Here is a 17,679-nt window from a genome sequence, read left to right on the forward strand (position 1 = left end):
CGCCCCCACCGGCAAGGTGGACGCGGGGCTCGCCGAGTAGGCGGACGAACCGTCAGCCGATCTGCGTCCCGGTCGCGGACAACGCCTCCGTCACCGGCTGGAAGAACGTCTCCCCACCGGAGGTGCAGTCACCACTCCCCCCGGACGTGAGCCCCACCGCACTGCTCCCCGAGAACAGCGACCCACCGCTGTCCCCGGGCTCGGCGCAGACGTCCGTCTGGATCAGCCCGTTGACGACGTCACCGTTGCCGTAGTTCACCGTGGCGTCCAGCCCGGTGACCGACCCGCCGTGCACCTGGGTCGTGGACCCGCTCCGGGTGACCTGCATGCCGACGGTCGCCTCCGCCGCCCCCGAGATCTGCTGGGCGGACCCGTCGTACAGGTTCACCTCGCTCGGGTGCGCCACGTCCGCGGTGTACTTCACCAGGCCGTAGTCGTTGCCGGGAAAGCTGGAGTCCGCGTTCTCGCCGATCTCGGCGCCCGAGGAGTCGGACCAGGTGGTGATCCCCTCGGTGCAGTGCCCGGCGGTGAGGAAGAACGGCTCGCCGCCCTTCACCACGTTGAAGCCGAGCGAGCAGCGGCCGCCGTCGCCGGTGATGGCGTCACCGCCGGCGACGAAGGTCCTGAACTCACCCTTCGTGCGCTTGAGTTCGGCCGTCGCGCCGAGCCCGTCGACGACCTTCGTCAGTTCGGCCAGCTCGGCGCCGGTGACCGTGCGGTCCGCGGTGACGACGACCTTGTTGGCCGCGTGGTCGACCGCCCACGAGGTGCCGGGGATGGTCGCGTCCTGCTTCAGCGTCGTACGGGCGCCCTTCAGTTCGGCGAGGGAGTTCTCGACGATTCTGGCCTCCGCGCCCGCCGCCTCGGCGGTGCCGGCCGCGTCCGCGTCGAGGACGTTCACGACGAGGGTCCTGGACTTCGCGTCGTAATACGTTCCCGCCGCGTCGGCGCCGAGGTCCTGGCCGAGCACCGAAGCGAGCTTTCCGGCCGCCGCGACCGAGAGGGTCCTCGGTTCGGGGGCGGGCGCGTTCTCACTCGCGTTCGCACTCTGCAAGGTGACTCCGCCCACGACGAGTGCGGCGATGCCCGCACCCGCCACGGCGGTCCGCCGTCCGGATATACGTCGGTGCTTCAACTCGTGTCCTCCTGTGGGGGGTCGGACGCGGCGATTGTGGGGACCTCCGCGGCCGAAAGGTGTGTGACATGAGGGACGACTCACTAAAAAAGCCGCGTCCATGCCAACGGACACCGACCACTATTCCGACGCCGTGCAGAAGCACACAAGGTCGACTTCAGGACGCGCACGCGAAAGGTTCCGCGCGCCCCCGCACGGTTGACGCGCATTGACAAGAGCGCTGGCACAGCGCGCCGATCCCCATCGCAAACACTACGAGCGAGTAACCAACGCCCCTGTGTGAGGTCTAGTCCTGTCCGGTTTTCGACCCTCCGAAGTCCGGATCCAGCGGTGCCTCGACGGGCGGGAGTTGCTGCTGCATCGATTGCTGCCACTGGGCGAGCAGGCGCTGCGCCTGCTGGGACCCGGACAGCGCCTGCGGCGTTCCGGCCCCGGCCTCCGCCCCGTCCTCCCCCGGGGTCTGCGCCCCGGCACCGGTCGCGTCCGCCGTCCGGGGCGCCGGCTGCGCATGGACATGGGCGGTGCCGTGCGAGGTTCCGGGAGCGGCGCCGTGAGCCGTCGGCTGGGCCCGCTCCAGGAAGCGCAGCAGCTCGACCGGGAAGGGCAGGACGAGCGTGGAGTTCTTCTCGGCGGCGACCGCCACCACGGTCTGCAGCAACCGCAGTTGCAGCGCCGCGGGCTGCTCCGACATCACCCCGGCCGCCTCCGCCAGCTTCTTGGAGGCCTGCAGTTCGGCGTCCGCGTTGATGACCCGGGCGCGCCGCTCCCGGTCGGCCTCCGCCTGGCGCGCCATGGACCGCTTCATCGTCTCCGGCAGCGACACGTCCTTGATCTCGACCCGGTCGATGGAGACGCCCCACTCCACGGCCGGACTGTCGATCATCAGCTCCAGGCCCTGGTTCAGCTTCTCGCGGTTGGAGAGCAGGTCGTCCAGCTCACTCTTGCCGATGATCGAGCGCAGCGACGTCTGCGCCATCTGCGAGACCGCGAACCGGTAGTCCTCGACCTTGATGACCGCGTCGGCGGCGGACACCACCTTGAAGTAGACGACGGCGTCCACCCGGACCGTCACGTTGTCCCGGGTGATCCCCTCCTGGGCGGGCACCGGCAGCGTCACGATCTGCATGTTGACCTTCTGGAGCCGGTCCACGAAGGGCATGATCATGGTGAATCCCGGACCGCGTACGCCCGACCGCAGCCTTCCGAGCCGGAGCACCACCCCCCGCTCGTACTGTTTGACGACGCGGGCCGCGGCCATCATGTACACCGTTCCGACGGACGCGAGTGCCACTCCCGCCGCCACCAGCTCCTCGACCATGACGACCCCCCGGGGTCCGCAACGGGCGCAAAAGGTGTGTACTTCGACGGTAACTCCGGCGCGCGGGCGAAGGGGAGATGGAGGACCGAGGTGCCGAGCGGGATACGGATGCGGGACGGACGGCGGCTGGCGTTCGAGGAATGGGGCGACCCGGACGGCACACCGGTGGTCCTGCTGCACGGCACCCCGGGCGGCCGGCTCGGGACGGTGCCGCGGGAGCTGGTGGAGGCGCGTCCCGGGGTGCGGTTCATCGCGTACGACCGTCCGGGGTACGGGGACTCCGACCGCGGTCCGGGGCGCCGGGTGGCGCAGGCGGCACGGGACGTGGCGGCGCTGGCCGACATGCTCGGGCTCGGCCGGTTCGCGGTGCTGGGCAGGGCGGGCGGCGCCCCGCACGCGCTGGCCTGCGCGGCGCTGCTGCCGGCCAGGGTGCGGCGGGCCGCCGTGCTGGCGAGCCCGGCGCCGCCGGCCGCCGAAGGGCTGGACTGGTTCGAGGGGATGGCGGCGGGCACCGTCGAGGAGTACACCCGGGCGCTGACCGACCCCGTGGACTTCGCGGACCGGCTCGCCGCGCGGGCCGCCGTGATCCGGGCCGACCCGGCCCAGTTCCTCGCGTCGCTCCGCGACGGCCTCACCGACGCCGACCGGCGGGTCGTCTCCGTGCCGGCCCTGGGCGAGATGCTGTTGCGCGACTACCGCACGGCGCTGGGCACTTCGGCGTACGGCTGGCTCGACGACACCCTCGCGCTGCTGAGCGACTGGGGCTTCGACCCGGCGCGCGTCACCCGCCCCGTGCTGCTGTGGCACGGCGCCCGGGACGCCTTCTCCCCGGTGGGCCACTTCGAGTGGCTGGCCGGGCGCATCCCCCGGGCCCGCCCGGTCCTGGATCCGGAGGGCGGCCACTTCTCGGCGCTGGAGGCCCTGCCGGACGTACTGGACTGGCTGTGCCCGGCGCCGCGCGCCGGCGGCTGAACCGGACGACGGGCCCCCGCACCGCGAACGGTGTGCGGGGGCCCACCGGCTGCTGGCTGCCGGCTGTGGTGCGAACCGTGCGGACGGTCTAGAAGACGTTGACGCCGTAGGCGCTCAGCGCTTCGGTGACCGGCTGGAAGAACGTCGTGCCGCCGGAGGTGCAGTTGCCGCTGCCGCCGGAGGTCAGACCGTAGGCGACACCGTTGCTGCCGTACATCGCGCCACCGGAGTCGCCGGGCTCGGCGCAGACCGTGGTCTGGATCATGCCGTAGACGACGTCGCCGCCACCGTAGTTGACGGTCGCGTTGAGGGCGGTGACCCGCCCGGTCCGCGTACCCGTGGTGGAGCCGGTGCGGATGACGTTGGTGCCCACGGCCGGGGTGGCGGCGCTGGTGATGTCCACGCTGCCGGCGGTGCCCGACTTGGCCACCGAGGTGTTGGTGTAGCGCACCAGCCCGTAGTCGTTGGTCGGGAAGCTGGAGCCGGCCGTCGTCCCGAGGGTGGTGGTGTGCCCCGAGTTCGACCACCAGGTGCCGGCGCCGTCGGTGCAGTGACCGGCGGTCACGAAGTAGTCCGCGCCCGCACTGTTCTTGACGTTGAAGCCGAGCGAACAGCGCCAGCTACTCGCATAGATGGCGTCGCCGCCCTTGATCAACTTGTTGATCTTGCCCGGGGTGCTCTTGATCTGCAGGGCACCGGCGTTGGCGCCCGCGGCCCGCTTGATCTTCGCGATCTCCGCCTTCGAGACCGTGCTGTCGACCGTGACCAGGATCTTGCCGGTCTTGGCGTCGGTCGCCCAGGCGGTACCGGGCACGTCGGCCTTGAGCACCGCGGAGTTGGCGCTCTTCAGCTGGGCGGTGCTGAACGTCGACGCGTCGTTCGCGTTCGCGGCGGGGACGGTGAACGCGGCCGCGGCCACGAGTCCGGAGGCCACGGCGATCAGCCGGGTCCGTCTCGCAACGCCGCTACGGGGGGTGGTGCGCTTGGTCCTCACTGTTCGTTCCCTCCAAAGGGAAGTCGGGGGCCCGCGTGGGGTCGGGGCCCGTGAGGCGCACGCCGGGGGCAGGGTGTCCGGATTCCGGATACGCCGTGCCCCTGACAAGGCGCTGGTGGGGAGTATTCGGCCGTGCACCCGAAGGACGCAAGGGCGCCTTTCGGCCGTACGACGTTCAACTTGCTTACGCCCTACGTACGTCGATCTTGCGGGCGTCGTCACCTGGGACGCGTGCGGAACAGCGGAGCGGACGGCGCTCTCCGGCCGCGGCCGCCGCGCCCAGGGTAGGGCCCGGCGGCCGAAAGGGGCAGATGGAAGGGCCCGTGGATGTACACGGCGGGAGCAGGGGCCGGTGGCGGACCACCGCCGTGCGCCCCCGCGCCTCGGGCGGCGCCGGGCGCCGCGGGCGGTGACCAACGGGTCCGCCCGTGGCATCGCCGAAAACCGACCATGGGAACCGTCCTCCCGGACCGCCGCCCGCGGTGCGACATCCCGTCCGTCGTTGCCGGGTCAGCCCTTCCAGACCGGATGCGGCAGTCCGAGGCGCGCGCGCAGGGTCGCGCCGGTGTACCGCGTCCGGAACGCGCCGCGCTCCTGGAGCAGGGGCACGACCCGGTCCACGAACTCGTCGAGGCCGCCGGGGCCGGGGTGCGGCGCGAGGAGGAAGCCGTCGGCCGCACCGGACCGTACGAAATCGTCCATCCCGGCGGCGACCGACTCCGGTGTGCCGACGAAGGACCACGGGTCCGCCGCCCCGGCGGCCCGCTCCCGCGCCTCGGCGATCGTGTCGCCGAGCACGAAGGTGGCGCGCGACAGGACCTTCAGGTCGTCGTGGTCCCGGCCGTACCCGGCGAGGCGGCCCTTCACGTCGGCGTGGAGCACGCGGCCGGCCGCCGGGGTGCGGTGCGGGACGAGGACCACGTCGGCGACCGCCGCGGCGAACTCCCTGTCCTCCGCCGTGTCCTGTGCCGCGTCCGGCGCCGTGTCCACCGTCGCGTCCAGCGACCGGATGACGACGGGGTGGCCCTGCGGGGAGCGCGCCACGGTGGACTCGCCCGCGATGTCGAAGTACCGGCCGCGGTGCGCGAACGGACGCGAGACGCCGTCGGGGGTCCAGGAGTCCCACACCTCCCGCGCCGCGGCAACGAACTCGGCGGTCCGGGCGAAGGGGGCGGCGGAAGGCCCGGAGCGGTCGGGGGACACGTCGTCCCGGAAGTTCTCCCCGGCGAGGGGGTCGGCGGCGTGCGCGACGTGCCAGGCCGCGCGTCCGCCGCTGAGGTGGTCCAGCGTGGCGAACCCGCGCGCGAGTTCGTACGGCTCGATGAAGCGCGTACCGACCGACGCGGCGAGTCCGAGGCGTCCGGTGACGGCGGCCAGCGCGTTCAGCGCGGTGACCGGCTCGGGCCGCCCGGCCGCGTCGGCCCCGTGTCCGCTTCCCCCGTCCTCGCGCAGGCGCAACTCCTCGCTGAGGAGGAGGAAGTCGAACAGTCCCCGCTCGGCGGTGCGCGCGAGCCGCGCGTAGGACGCGAAGTCCGCCGGGAGCCCGGCCGGGAGACCTGTCCGGAGATCGGCGCGGACGACGGGGTCGTCGGCCGCGGGGACGTGCACGGCGAGGTGCATGGGCCGGGGAGCGGGCTGCCCTCCGGGCGCGGGACGGGCGGGCGTGGGTACGGTCATGACGTTCCCCCTGTCACGGCGTACCGGTTCGCGGGCCGGGCCAGTCCCAGGTGCTCGCGCAGAGTGCTGCCCGGGTAGAAGGTGCGGAAGAGCCCACGGTGCTGCAGCAGTGCGACCGTGCCGTTGACCAGGCGTTCCAGGTCCCGCCCCGGCTCGACGGGGGTGAGGTGGAAGCCGTCGGCGGCACCGGTCCCGTGCCAGGCGGCGATCAGTTCGGCGAGGTCGACGGGGCCGCCGCGGTAGAGGGGGCCCTGCGCGGTCTGCCGCGGTCCGCCCCCGCCGTGTCCCCGCTCGGCCGCGCGCTCGCCGTCACCGAGGTCGACGGTGAGGGCGGCCAGGACGCGCAGCTCGTCCGGGTCCCGGCCGTGCGCGAGCGCGGCGGCGTGCAACTGCGCCCGTACGGCGCCGACCTGCGCCGGGGTCGCCCCCTGCACCAGTGCCACGTCCGCGTAGCGGGCGGCGGTCGCGCGGGCGTGCCGGTCGGTGGCGTCGACGACCCGCACCGGGTGGCCCTGCGGGGGTCTGGGCGCGGTCGACGGACCGCGTACGGCAAAGGTGTCGCCCCGGAAGTCGACGCGGTGCGGCCTGCCGCGACCGGCGGAGCGGCCGGTGGGACGTCCGGTGGAGCGGCCTGTGGAGCGGCCGGTCGCCGTGTCGCGTACCGCGGCGCCGTCCTCCCGGCTGTCCCACAGCCGGGCCGCCGCGTCGGCGACCTGTCCCGCCTCCCGCCACAGCGCGTCCGCGGGCGCGGCGTGCCGACGACCGAAGAGGCGGGCCTCCCCCTCGGTGGTCGACACGTCGATACACCAGCCGGCCCGGCCGCCGCTCACCCAGTCGAGGGTCGCCACGGCGGCCTGGACGCGGAACGGCTCGGTGTGCGTGGTGGTGACGGTCGGCACCAGGCCGACGCGGGTCGTGGCGGGCGCCACCCGGGCCAGCACGGCGAGCGCGTCGAGCCCGGGCCGCGTGAAGGCGTCGTCCAGCGTCACGAAGTCGAACCCGCCGCGCTCCGCGAGCCGCGCCAGCTCGACGTGGGCCGGGGCGTCGTGGGCCGCTCGCTGGTCGACGGCGGCGGCCAGGTGCAGGAGCCCCCGGCCGTTCGGGGCTGTCATGGGAAGCAGAACCTCTCTGGGACGCCCGGTCGCCGCCGCGGCAGATGACCGCGGCGGCGACCGGAACGGACGAAGCGGACGGTTCCGGGGCCGGTGTCAGCTCTTGGGCAGGCCCGGCGGGTTGATCTCCGACTTCGGCACGGCCTCGCCGGACAGGCCCCACCGCTTGAGGACCTTCGCGTAACTGCCGTTCTCGATCACGTGGTTGACGGCGGCCGCGTACGCGTCGACGAGCCCGCTGCCCTTCTTCGTGGTCGCGGCGATCTTGCCCTGGAGGTCGCCCCCGGCGCCCGAGAGCGTGCCGACGATCTCCGACTGCCCGGCGCTCGCCACGTGGTACGCGGCGGACGGGCTCGGACCCAGGTAGGCGTCGATGCGGCCGGACTGGAGGGCCAGGTAGTAGTCGGTGTCCTTCTGGAAGTACTTGATGCTGACCGCTTTGCGGCCGGCCTTCTCGTTCTGCTCGCTCCAGTCGACGAGGATCTTCTCCTGGTTGGTGCCGGAGGCGACGGCGATCGTCTTCCCGGCGATGTCCGCGGGCTTCTCGACCTTCCAGCCGCTGCCCTTCTTCGCCTCGAACGCGATGTTGTCGAGGCGGTAGGTGGCGAAGTCGTACTTCTCCTTGCGCTCCTCGGTGACGGTGACGTTCGAGAAGACGGCGTCGAACTTGCCGCTGTCCAGGCCGACGAAGAGGTTCTCCCAGGAGACCTCGTCGTTGTCGATCTTCAGCCCGAGGGTGTCGGCGACGAGGGTGGCGAGGTCGATCTCCGAACCGATTCTGGTCTTGTCGTCGGTCGCGTAGAACCCGAGTGGCGGCGAGGCGTCCGCGCTCTGGCCGAGCCTCAGCGTGCCGCGCTCGCGGATCGCCGCCGGGACGAGTGCGGCGATCTCGTCGGCCTTCTTGCCGCGGATCCGGTTCTGGTCGGGGCCGATGTTGACGTCGCCGACCTTCTTGGTTCCGGACGAGCCCGTCCCGGTCGCCGCGTCGCTGTCACCGCCGCAGGCGCTGAGCAGCGGGGCGACGACGAGGGCGGCGACGGAGGCGGCGAGGACGGTGCGTCGGGATGTCACGGATGAACTCCTTCGATGGGGAAACGGTGGAAAACGGTGGGGGGACCCTGGCCGGCGGACCGTCACAGGACCTTGGAGAGGAAGGCGCGGGTGCGCTCGTGGCGCGGCGCGTCGAGCACGTCGCCGGGGGAGCCCTGCTCCACGACGCGGCCGTCGTCCATGAAGACCACGGTGTCGGCGACCTCGCGGGCGAAGCCGATCTCGTGCGTGACGACGATCATCGTGGTGCCCTGGTGCGCCAGGTCCTTGATGACGTCGAGCACCTCGCCGACCAGCTCGGGGTCGAGCGCGGACGTCGGCTCGTCGAAGAGCAGCAGCCGGGGCTCCAGGGCGAGCGCCCGGGCGATGGCCACGCGCTGCTGCTGGCCGCCGGACAGCTGCTTCGGATAGGCGCCGGCCTTGTCGGCGAGCCCGACCCGGTCGAGCAGCCCGCGCGCCGCCTCGGTGGCCTCCTTGCGGGGCCGCTTCAGCGCGGAGACCGGGGCCTCGACGATGTTCTCCAGCACCGTGAGGTGCGGGAAGAGGTTGAAGTTCTGGAAGACGAACCCGATCCGGGTGCGCTGCTTGAGGATCTCGCGCTCGCGCAGCTCGTACAGCTTGTCGCCGGAGCGCCGGTAGCCGACCAGCGCGCCGTCCACGCTGATCCAGCCCTGGTCGACCTTCTCCAGGTGGTTGATGGTGCGCAGCAGGGTGGACTTGCCGGAGCCGGAGGGGCCGAGGACGACGGTGACCTCGCCGGCGCGCACCTGCAGGTCGACGCCCTTGAGCACCTCCAGCGCGCCGAAGCTCTTGTGGACGGACCGGACGTCGACCATGGGCGCGCTCATCGGGTGCTTCCTTTCGCGAAGTGTCGTTCCACGTAGTGCTGGATCACGGAGAGCGCGGTGGTCAGGAGGATGTACCAGGCCGTGGCGACCATGAGCAGCGGTACGACCCGGCCGTTGCGTCCGTAGATGACCTGGACCTGGTAGAAGAGCTCGCCGATCGCCATGACGGAGACGATGGAGGTGCCCTTGAAGAGGGAGATCACCTCGTTGGCGGCGTTGGGCAGGATGGAGCGCATCGCCTGCGGGAGCACGATCCGCCGGATCTGCCGCAGCCGGGGGATGCCGAGCGCGGCGGCCGCCTCCAGCTGCCCGCCGTCGACGGACAGGACGCCGCCGCGCACGATCTCCGCGGCGTACGCGGCCTGGTGCAGGGCGAGGCCCAGGACGGCCGCGCTCATCGCGCCGACCAGGCCCATCGTGTCGAAGGAGAAGAAGCCGGGCCCGAAGGGGATGCCGAACTGCAGCTCCTTGTAGAGGTAGGCGAGGTTGAACCAGAAGAGCAGCTGCACGATGAGCGGGATCGACCGGAACGCCCAGATGTAGGCGAAGGCGACGGCTTTGAGGAACGGGCTGGCGGACAGCCGCATGAAGGCGAGGACGATCCCCAGGGCGAACCCGAGCGCCGTGCCGTAGACGGTCAGCTGGAGGGTGACCCAGACCGCTTTCAGGACCACTTCGGCGGTGAAGAACTCGGCGAACACCTCCCATTCCCAGCCGGCGTTGGTGGCGAGTCCGTGGGCGAACTGGGCGAGCAGCACGGCGGTCACGACCACGGCGGCCCAGCGCCAGGGGTGCCGGACGGGCACCACCTTGAGCGCGCCGTAGTCCTCGGGTTCGGCCGGTGTCCTGGCGAGGGGTGGATCACTGGTCAGCGACATGGGGTCCTCGGGCGGGAGAAGGGGTGCACGGTGCTAAAAGCGAGCCGGGCGGGGATGCGGGTGCCGCGAAGGCGCGTGCGGCCGGGGTCAGGCGGCGGCGCGACAGGAGAGGTCGCGCAGGAAGGCCAGCACGGCGCGTGCGGTGGCGTCGTTCTGCCGGAAGGCGGGCCCGCCGGTGCGCGGCCGGGTGAACGCTCCGGAGCCCCGGGCGTCGGTGTGCGGTCCGAGTGCGAAGCGGCGCGGGTGCGGGGTGCCGGACCGGTCCAGGACGCGCCCGTCCGCGGGGTCCACTGCGAGCAGCCCCTCGGGCGTCGTGCCGGCCCCTTCGGCGTGCAGGGCGCGCAGGAGGGCGTCGCGGGTCCGCTCGACCGTCGGGTGCGGCAGCCGCGCCTCGACGAGCGCGCGGGCCTCGACGTACTCCCCCGGCACGGTGGCGCTCGTGGCCCGGAAGACCCCGTCCGCGGCCGACACCTCCATGCCCGCGCCGAGGAACCTCAGCACGCCTGCCCGGGACAGGGCCAGCAGCTGGTGCAGCCGCGGTCCGGGCGGTCCGGAGGCGAGGTAGCTGAAGAAGCCGTGCCACCAGGGCCCGATGTCGCCGAGCCGGACCAACTGCCCGTACACGGAAAGGAGTCCGAGGAAGACGGCGAGGTCCGGGCTGTGGGCGGGGTCGTGGCGCCGGGCGAGGTCCCCCTCGACGTACGCCCGCAGGCCGTCCTGGAGCGCGTCGTACGACGGGTGGCGCACCCCGTCCAGCGGGTGGTCGAGCGCCGTCAGGTCCAGCCGGTCGGCGGGGTCGGGCACGGCGGAGGCGACGAGGGCCGCGACCTCGGCGGTGCCGGCGGCGGCGTACTTCTCCTCGAAGTCCGTCCAGGCCATGGCGGTGCGCCCGGGGTGCGCGGCGAACAGCCGGTGGTAGTGGGCGAAGCCCAGCTCCTTCTCGACGAGCGGCCACACGTCCCGGCGGAAGTCGGGGCCGTCGGGGAGCGCGAGCAGCGCGTCCACCTCGGCGGGCCCGAAGAAGCGGGGCAGCGGGGGCCGTTCGCCGGTCCAGTCGTAGCCGATCTTCGAGTGGTACGGGACCCCACGGCGCGACCCGACGTGCAGGACGGGCTCGCGCCCGGACGGGAGGTACGTCAACCCGCCGTCCGGGCCGGTCTCGTAGCGGCCGCCGCGGCCTTCCGTGAGGAGGACCATCAGGTCGACGAAGGCGAGCCCGAAGCCGCGCACGAGCACCGGTTCGCCGGGGGCGAGGGCGGACAGGTCGCTGTCGGCGGTGAAGTCCGGCGGCAGGTGGACCAGGCCGTGGGCGTCGGCGTACGCGGCCAGCCGGCGCTGCTCGTCGTCGGGTTCGGCGTCGAGGTGGCCGAGGGTGAGGACGACGAGGTCGGCGGCGAGCGGGCGCGGCCGGCCCTCCAGCCACACCTGCTGGCGTCCCCCGCGCGGCCCCTCGACCCGTACGGCGCGGCGGGGGTGGTGGTGGACGCGGACGCCCTCGGGGAGCGCGGCGACGGTCCGCTCGTACACCCAGCGCAGGTAGGCGCCCTGGCGCCGCCGGCCGGCGAAGACGCGTCCGTCGAGTCCGGCCCACTCGTGCAGGGTGGGGCCCTCGCCCACGGGTCCGGTCATGGCCACCGAGTCGTCGGTGAACATGGTGACGTCCTGGGCCTGCGAGTTCATCCACAGCAGCGGCGACTGCTCCTCGCGCCAGATGCGTCCGCCGCCCGGCGGGAACGGGTCGACGAGGTGCACGTCGAGGCCGGTCCCGGCGAGCTGCGAACCGGCGTACAGCTCGGGCGCGTTGGCGGCGATGCGCTCCAGGAGCCCGGTGCCGCGCGGCCCGGCGCCCACGATGACCAGCGAGGGACGCGGCCCGCGCGACGCAGCTGGCACGCTCGTCGCACTCGTCGAACTCGGCACGCTCGTCGCGCTCATCGGGCGAGCTCCGATCCGCGTCCGTAGTGCCGCTCGACGTAGTACTGGCCGACGCTGAGCACCGAGGTGACGATCACGTACCAGACGGTGGCCACCATCAGGAGCGGGATGACCTGGTAGGTGCGGTGGTAGACGAGCTGCACGGAGTAGAGCAGGTCCTGGACGGCGATCACGCTGACGATCGAGGTGCCCTTGAGCGTCCCGATCAGCATGTTCCCGGCCGGCGGCACGATGGAGCGCATGGCCTGCGGCAGCACGATCCGCCACCAGCGGCGCCACCGGCTCAGTCCGAGCGCCTGGGCGGCCTCGACCTGGCCGCGGTCCACGGAGAGGATGCCGCCGCGCACGACCTCGGCGGCGTACGCGGCCTCGTGCAGGGTGAGGCCGATGATCGCGACGGTGACGGGTCCGAGCAGGTTCACCGTTTTGACGCCGAAGAGCGTCGGGTAGAGCGCCCCGATGTTGAACCAGAACAGCAGCTGCACCAGGATCGGCATCGACCTGAAGAGCCAGACGTATCCCCAGCTCACGCCGCGCAGCACGGGGTTGGCGGAGAGCCGGCCCGCGGCGAGCAGGGCGCCGAGGGCGAAGCCGAGCGCCATGACGAGGGCGGTCAGCCAGAGGGTGAGGCCGAGTCCGCGCAGCACCGCGGCCGAGGTGAAGTAGTCGCCGACCACGTCCCACCGGAACGCCTCGTTGCGGGCGACGGAGTTGACGGCGAGTCCGAGCAGGACCAGGACGAGGCCCGCGGCGGTCCACTGGCCGAACCGGCGCCGGGGGACGATGCGCGGGGGCTCGGCGTCCCGGGGATCTCCGGGGGCGGCCACCTCGGTGAGGGTGTGCGAGGACATGCGAAGGCTCCGTGATGCGTCGGGTCGAACACGGGTGGTGCCTTCACACGGATCACGCGATCACGCCGGACGCCCGGGGGCGTCGTACGGCGTGCACGGCCGAGCCCCTCAGCAGGGCCGTCCGTCGAGAGTACGGGGGCGTTTCCCCCGCCTGTCAAGGTTGTCCACACTGTGAGCGGTACGTCTCAGGCCAGTTGACGCCGAACCGAATGGCTGTTCCACTTGTGCGCATGCATTCGCAGCAGTGGCTGGTCACGCGCTCCCACATCGACTTCGGTCGAGTGTGGTCCTCGTCCTGTTGAGCTGACCCCCTGCGCGCCCGGCCCTTCTGACGGCGGGCGCCTTCCGCGTTTCCCGCKCCCGCTCCGCCGCCAGGCCTTCACACGCGCACCCCTCCCCTCGCGCTCCCTCCTTTCCGCGCTGCTTCCGCGCGCGCTTCTTCTGCTCTTCCGCGCGCGCTCCTCCACGTCGCGCTCTGCCTCCAGGAGACCGCTCCATGCGTACGTTCCCGCGTGCCCGCCGACCGTTCCTGCTGCCGTTCGCCCTGATCACCTCCGCCACCCTGCTGCTCACCGCGTGCGGTTCGGGCGCGGACGACACCGCCGCGGGCGGCACCGCCCAGGCGGCCGCCGGCACGGAGGACGGGATCCCCACCACGGACGTCGTCTCCGCCGTCGGGAAGAACGCGGCCGCCGCGAAGCTGCTGCCCGCGGGCACCGATTCGCTGACCCTCGCCGTGAGCGTCGGCGGGTCGCCGCCCGGTACCGGCTACCTGGCGGACGGCAAGACCCTCGCGGGCCAGGACGTCGACTTCGCGGACGCCGTGGCGAAGGCGCTCGGCCTGCGGCTGAAGCGCGAGGCCGCGAGCTTCGAGGCGATCCTGCCCGCCCTCGACAGCGGCAAGTACGACGTCGGCGTCGGCAACTTCGGCGTCACCGACGAGCGCCGCGAAACCATCGACTTCGTCACCTACATCAACGACGGCCAGGGCTTCGCCACCCGCGAGGACAGCAAGCTGGACAAGGTCACCGACCTCACCCAGCTGTGCGGCCTGAACGTGGCGACCGGGGCGGGCACCACCTTCGAGGCCACCCTGGAGAAGCAGAAGCACGTCTGCTCCGACGCGGGCGAGAAGGCGTACCAGGTGCAGACGTACAGCGAGCAGGGCGCGCTCTGGTCCTCGCTGCAGCAGGGCCGCAGCGATGTGGTGATGAGCACGATCAACGGGCTGCGCTACGCCGTCGCCCAGCAGGAGGGCCTGAAGTTCCTCAACGAGTTCCACCGGCTGGACGTGGGCTTCGCCTTCGACAAGGGCACGAAGCTGGCACCCGCCTTCCAGGCCGCGGTGAACGCCCTGATCGAGGACGGCACCTACAAAAAGATCCTCAAGAAGTGGGGCACGACAGGCTCGGCAATAGAGAAGTCCGAGATCTCACCCCCGGAAAAGCCCTGACCCCTTCAGGGGCGCGGGGAACGGCGCAGTCCTTCAGGGGCGCGGGGAACGGCGCAATCATTTAGGGGCGCGGGGAACTGCGCGACCAGCCCCCACCGGGCCACCCACACCCGTCACAACAGCTCCCGCAACAATCCCCGCACTTCCCGCAGCAGTCACAGCACTCACAACAGTCACTGCAGTCGTCGCACCGCTGGCAGAACCCCGGCTTCCGCTCCCCCGACCACGGATCGTGGTACTCCCCGCAGCACATCTGGCACGTACAGGCCAGCCCCGCCCACACCGCACACCCGGCGAGCAGCCCGCGCCGGTCACGGCGCGGCGGCTCGGGCGGCGGCGGGGGCGGAACGCCGGGCCCGGACGGCGCGTAGGGGTTGCCGTGCGAGCAGGACGCCGTGCCGAACGCCCGGTCCACCGAGTTCCGCAGCTCGTGCACGACCAGCACGTGCGCCAGCTTCGGATCGGTGAACTCCACGTCGCGCAGCGCGAGCCGGATCCCGTGCAGCGCGTCGTCGGCGAGCCGCCGGGCCTCCGCCGGGGACGCCCCGGTGGCGGTGAGCGGGTTCCAGGCACCGGCGGCGGCGTCGGCCTCCCGGTCCTCCACCGCGTCCAGCAGGTGGGCGAGCCGCCCGAAGAGCCGGCCGGCCTCGGCGAGCGGCGCGGCGTTGCCGGGCCGCCCGGCCAGCACCGCGGTGTGCGCGAAGGCCGCGGCGGTCGCGGTCTCCGTCGGTTCGGTGACGGTCAGCAGCGGGGTGCCGGGCCCGGCGAGCGCCTCGATGCCCACCTGCCGGTCCACGGCGTCGACCAGTACGGCGGTGTCGAAGCCGACGGCCGAGCCGGTCCTCGCCCCCGCCCGGCCCCAGTTCGTGGCAACGCGGCGCGCCGCGAGCGCCACGGGACGGCGCGCCAGCAGCCCGTCCCCGTCGGCCACGTGGTCGCGCACCTTCGCGGAGGCGAGCACCAGCGACACGGCCGCGGCGAGCCGCGCGCCCTCACCCTGAGCGACCGACGCGCTCCGCATCCCGCGCAGCGGACAGGGCCCCGCGGTACGCCGTCCCCCTGCTCCGGGCGCGGCCTGAGCCTCCGTCAGGACCGAGATGAGCAGGCCGTCGTAGTTGGTGACGACGCGGGCGAACTGCCCGTGGTCCCCGCGCAGCGCGAGGCAGAGACCGCACAGATGAGCCATCCACTGCGCTTCGAGCTTCTGTCCCAGCCGGTGCCGGCAGGGCCTGACGATTCCGAACACGACGTTCCCCCGTGGTGTGTACGACGTTGAGCTGCGGCATCGTATCGGCCGCTCCGTTCACCCGGACGCTCCAGCCGTCACCCGTCCGCCAGGACAAATCATATTTCACTCACAGTCAGCAGCGGTGTAGCTCACGACCCTTGGGGTACGCGGGCTCTCGACGAATTCGCTGTGCACCAGTACCGTCACGAAACCCCCGCGCGGCGTCTATCCCCTTGGCGCGACATCCGCATCATGGACGACCATGGGGATGCGGAAAGAAGAAAGACCGCTGTGAGAGGAGGCGTCCATGGGATCGGTGCGCAAGGCGAGTGCCTGGCTTGGCCTCGTCGACGACAACGATGACGAGCGTTACTACGACGACGACTACGCCGAAGGTTCCGAGACCGGGAGCCGGGAGGTCTGGGTCACGGACCCGCGGGTCAAGGTGGCCTCGGAGGCGGCGGAGGAGAAGGGCCGCCGGATCGGCACGGTCACCCCGGACAGCTTCCGGGACGCCCGTGGCATCGGCGAGCTCTTCCGTGACGGCGTGCCCGTCATCATGAACCTCACGGCCATGGAGCCCGCCGACGCCAAGCGCGTCGTCGACTTCGCGGCCGGCCTGATCTTCGGCCTGCGCGGCTCGATCGAGCGCGTGTCGAACCGGGTCTTCCTGCTGACCCCCGCCGACACCGAGATCGTCAGCGGGGAACCGGCCGCCCGCCGGACGGACGGCTTCTTCAACCAGAGCTAGGCAAGGCCGCTCACCGGGCCCGTTCCCCGGCACCGCGGCGGGAGCGTCCCGCCCCGGGCCCTACCGGAACGCGTCGAGACCGGTGAGCGCCTTGCCCAGCACCAGCTGGTGCATCTCGACGGTGCCCTCGTAGGTGAGCACCGATTCGAGGTTCGTCGCGTGGCGCATCACGGGGTATTCGAGCGAGATCCCGTTGGCGCCGAGGATCGTCCGCGCGGTACGGCAGATGTCGATCGCCTCCCGCACGTTGTTGAGCTTGCCGAAACTGACCTGTTCGGGACGGAGCCGTCCCGCGTCCATCCGCCGGCCCAGGTGGTGGGCCAGCAGGATCCCCTTGTGCAGTTCGACCGCCATGTCGGCGAGCTTGGCCTGGGTGAGCTGGAAACCGCCGATGGGCCGCCCGAACTGCTCGCGCGTCCTCGCGTACTCCACCGCCGCCTCGAAACTCGCCCGCGCGGCGCCCATCGAGCCCCACACGATGCCGTAGCGCGCGTGGGACAGACAGCTGAGCGGGCCCTTCAGCCCGGTGACCTCCGGCAGTACGGCACCGGCGGGCAGCCGCACCTCGTCGAGGACCAGCTCGCTGGTGACCGACGCCCGCAGCGACCACTTGCGCTTGATCTCCGGCGCGGAGAACCCGGGGCGGTCGGTCGGCACGACGAACCCGCGGATCCCGTCGTCGGTCTGCGCCCACACGACGGCGACGCCCGCCACCGACCCGTTGGTGATCCACATCTTGCGCCCGGTGAGGACCCAGTCCCCGCCGTCCCGCTTCGCGTACGTCCGCATGGCGCCGGGGTCGGAGCCGTGGTCGGGCTCGGTCAGCCCGAAGCAGCCGATGACCTCGCCGGACGCCATACGGGGCAGCCACTCCTGCTTCTGCTCCTCGCTGCCGAACCGGTGGATCGCGTACATCGCGAGCGAGCCCTGCACGGAGACGAGCGAGCGGATGCCGGAGTCGGCGGCCTCCAGCTCCAGACAGGCGAGGCCGTACTGCACGGCGGAGGCGCCGGCGCAGCCGTACCCGTCGAGGGACATCCCGAGGGCGCCGATGCCGCCCAACTCCCGCGCCAGCTCCCGGATGCCCGGCAGCTCCCCCTTCTCGTACCACTCGGCGACGTGCGGCAGCACGCGGTCCGCCGCCCAGGCCCGCACGGTGTCCCGCACCGCGAGGTCCTCCGGGCTCAGCAGGTCGTCGACCCCGAGCGGGTCGGCGGGGTCGAAGGGGGGAAGCTTCGGGGAAGCGGACATCAATGCCTCCGACACAGAAAACTAGCACTGTTAACCAAGGTCGCCCCAGACGTTACGACGCAGGACGACACACGTCCAGGACCGTCATACGGACTGCAGCCGCCGACGGCGAGAACGCCCCACGGGAAACCCGCACGGCACGAGCGGCCCGCACGGGCGGTGCGCGGGTGGGAGAGGCCCGGACGCACACCACGACGCACGGATCACCGAACGGACTCCACCCGCG

General features: G+C 72.3%; 15 protein-coding genes. 3 read left to right on the forward strand and 12 right to left on the reverse strand.

The features are described from left to right. Nucleotides 1–52: 52 nt before the first annotated feature. On the reverse strand, nt 53–1,135 hold the full coding sequence (locus FGF04_RS21035) for a S1 family peptidase (protein WP_149512867.1): 1,083 nt from the start codon (nt 1,133–1,135) through the stop codon (nt 53–55). A 286-nt stretch (nt 1,136–1,421) separates the two neighbouring features. Beyond that, nucleotides 1,422–2,453, reverse strand: a complete 1,032-nt coding sequence (locus FGF04_RS21040; protein WP_149512868.1) for a slipin family protein — start codon at nt 2,451–2,453, stop codon at nt 1,422–1,424. A 90-nt stretch (nt 2,454–2,543) separates the two neighbouring features. Between FGF04_RS21040 and FGF04_RS21045 the strand changes: the two genes are divergently transcribed. Further along, entirely contained in the window at nt 2,544–3,425 is an 882-nt protein-coding gene (locus FGF04_RS21045) for an alpha/beta fold hydrolase (protein ID WP_235882426.1), read from the forward strand. Between the two features lie 88 nt (nt 3,426–3,513). On the opposite strand, the gene FGF04_RS21050 is transcribed toward FGF04_RS21045, so the two are convergent. The 8 genes from FGF04_RS21050 to FGF04_RS21085 all read right to left on the reverse strand — a co-directional run bounded on the left by FGF04_RS21050 (nt 3,514) and on the right by FGF04_RS21085 (nt 12,770). Next, the gene (locus FGF04_RS21050) at nt 3,514–4,419 is read right to left on the reverse strand and encodes a S1 family peptidase (protein WP_149512869.1); all 906 of its coding nucleotides are present in this window, start codon (nt 4,417–4,419) and stop codon (nt 3,514–3,516) included. Nucleotides 4,420–4,929: 510 nt separating this feature from the next. Then, a complete protein-coding gene (locus FGF04_RS21055) occupies nt 4,930–6,096 on the reverse strand; it encodes an LLM class flavin-dependent oxidoreductase (RefSeq protein ID WP_235882427.1) in 1,167 nt (388 codons plus the stop codon). Next, the gene (locus tag FGF04_RS21060) at nt 6,093–7,208 is read right to left on the reverse strand and encodes an LLM class flavin-dependent oxidoreductase (RefSeq protein WP_149512870.1); all 1,116 of its coding nucleotides are present in this window, start codon (nt 7,206–7,208) and stop codon (nt 6,093–6,095) included. The genes FGF04_RS21055 and FGF04_RS21060 overlap by 4 nt, the downstream gene beginning before the upstream one ends. Before the next feature lie 96 nt (nt 7,209–7,304). After that, the gene (locus FGF04_RS21065; protein ID WP_149512871.1) at nt 7,305–8,279 is read right to left on the reverse strand and encodes an ABC transporter substrate-binding protein; all 975 of its coding nucleotides are present in this window, start codon (nt 8,277–8,279) and stop codon (nt 7,305–7,307) included. A gap of 62 nt (nt 8,280–8,341) precedes the next feature. Next, complete coding sequence (locus FGF04_RS21070; RefSeq protein ID WP_149512872.1) at nt 8,342–9,106, reverse strand: amino acid ABC transporter ATP-binding protein; 765 nt, start codon at nt 9,104–9,106, stop codon at nt 8,342–8,344. Further along, nucleotides 9,103–9,984, reverse strand: a complete 882-nt coding sequence (locus FGF04_RS21075) for an amino acid ABC transporter permease (RefSeq protein ID WP_149512873.1) — start codon at nt 9,982–9,984, stop codon at nt 9,103–9,105. The genes FGF04_RS21070 and FGF04_RS21075 overlap by 4 nt, the downstream gene beginning before the upstream one ends. An 87-nt stretch (nt 9,985–10,071) precedes the next feature. Next, on the reverse strand, nt 10,072–11,919 hold the full coding sequence (locus FGF04_RS21080) for an FAD/NAD(P)-binding protein (RefSeq protein ID WP_149512874.1): 1,848 nt from the start codon (nt 11,917–11,919) through the stop codon (nt 10,072–10,074). Next, complete coding sequence (locus FGF04_RS21085) at nt 11,916–12,770, reverse strand: amino acid ABC transporter permease (protein ID WP_149512875.1); 855 nt, start codon at nt 12,768–12,770, stop codon at nt 11,916–11,918. The genes FGF04_RS21080 and FGF04_RS21085 overlap by 4 nt, the downstream gene beginning before the upstream one ends. Nucleotides 12,771–13,266: 496 nt before the next feature. Between FGF04_RS21085 and FGF04_RS21090 the strand changes: the two genes are divergently transcribed. Then, nucleotides 13,267–14,223, forward strand: a complete 957-nt coding sequence (locus FGF04_RS21090; RefSeq protein WP_149512876.1) for an ABC transporter substrate-binding protein — start codon at nt 13,267–13,269, stop codon at nt 14,221–14,223. Between the two features lie 61 nt (nt 14,224–14,284). Here FGF04_RS21090 and FGF04_RS21095 read toward each other — a convergent pair whose 3' ends face one another. Then, nucleotides 14,285–15,469, reverse strand: coding sequence for a DUF5685 family protein (locus FGF04_RS21095; RefSeq protein ID WP_149512877.1), 1,185 nt, complete (start codon nt 15,467–15,469; stop codon nt 14,285–14,287). A gap of 289 nt (nt 15,470–15,758) precedes the next feature. Here FGF04_RS21095 and FGF04_RS21100 point away from each other — a divergent pair, with 289 nt between their 5' ends. Next, nucleotides 15,759–16,202 carry a cell division protein SepF gene (locus tag FGF04_RS21100; RefSeq protein ID WP_149512878.1) on the forward strand — a complete coding sequence of 148 codons (444 nt, stop codon included), beginning with the start codon at nt 15,759–15,761 and terminating at the stop codon, nt 16,200–16,202. A 60-nt stretch (nt 16,203–16,262) separates the two neighbouring features. Here FGF04_RS21100 and FGF04_RS21105 read toward each other — a convergent pair whose 3' ends face one another. Next, a complete protein-coding gene (locus FGF04_RS21105) occupies nt 16,263–17,453 on the reverse strand; it encodes an acyl-CoA dehydrogenase family protein (RefSeq protein ID WP_149512879.1) in 1,191 nt (396 codons plus the stop codon). Nucleotides 17,454–17,679: the final 226 nt, after the last annotated feature.

Source organism: Streptomyces apricus, from assembly GCF_008369065.1.
In the GTDB taxonomy this organism is placed as follows: domain Bacteria; phylum Actinomycetota; class Actinomycetes; order Streptomycetales; family Streptomycetaceae; genus Streptomyces; species Streptomyces apricus.

Excerpts from the sequence above, each read along its gene's own strand:
- FGF04_RS21040 (WP_149512868.1), bottom strand. The coding sequence starts at position 2,453 with ATGGTCGAGGAGCTGGTGGCGGCGGGAGTGGCACTCGCGTCCGTCGGA.
- FGF04_RS21055 (WP_235882427.1), bottom strand. The coding sequence starts at position 6,096 with ATGACCGTACCCACGCCCGCCCGTCCCGCGCCCGGAGGGCAGCCCGCT.
- FGF04_RS21060 (WP_149512870.1), bottom strand. The coding sequence starts at position 7,208 with ATGACAGCCCCGAACGGCCGGGGGCTCCTGCACCTGGCCGCCGCCGTC.
- FGF04_RS21070 (WP_149512872.1), bottom strand. The coding sequence starts at position 9,106 with ATGAGCGCGCCCATGGTCGACGTCCGGTCCGTCCACAAGAGCTTCGGC.
- FGF04_RS21075 (WP_149512873.1), bottom strand. The coding sequence starts at position 9,984 with ATGTCGCTGACCAGTGATCCACCCCTCGCCAGGACACCGGCCGAACCC.
- FGF04_RS21080 (WP_149512874.1), bottom strand. The coding sequence starts at position 11,919 with ATGAGCGCGACGAGCGTGCCGAGTTCGACGAGTGCGACGAGCGTGCCA.
- FGF04_RS21085 (WP_149512875.1), bottom strand. The coding sequence starts at position 12,770 with ATGTCCTCGCACACCCTCACCGAGGTGGCCGCCCCCGGAGATCCCCGG.
- FGF04_RS21090 (WP_149512876.1), top strand. The coding sequence starts at position 13,267 with ATGCGTACGTTCCCGCGTGCCCGCCGACCGTTCCTGCTGCCGTTCGCC.
- FGF04_RS21100 (WP_149512878.1), top strand. The coding sequence starts at position 15,759 with ATGGGATCGGTGCGCAAGGCGAGTGCCTGGCTTGGCCTCGTCGACGAC.
- FGF04_RS21105 (WP_149512879.1), bottom strand. The coding sequence starts at position 17,453 with ATGTCCGCTTCCCCGAAGCTTCCCCCCTTCGACCCCGCCGACCCGCTC.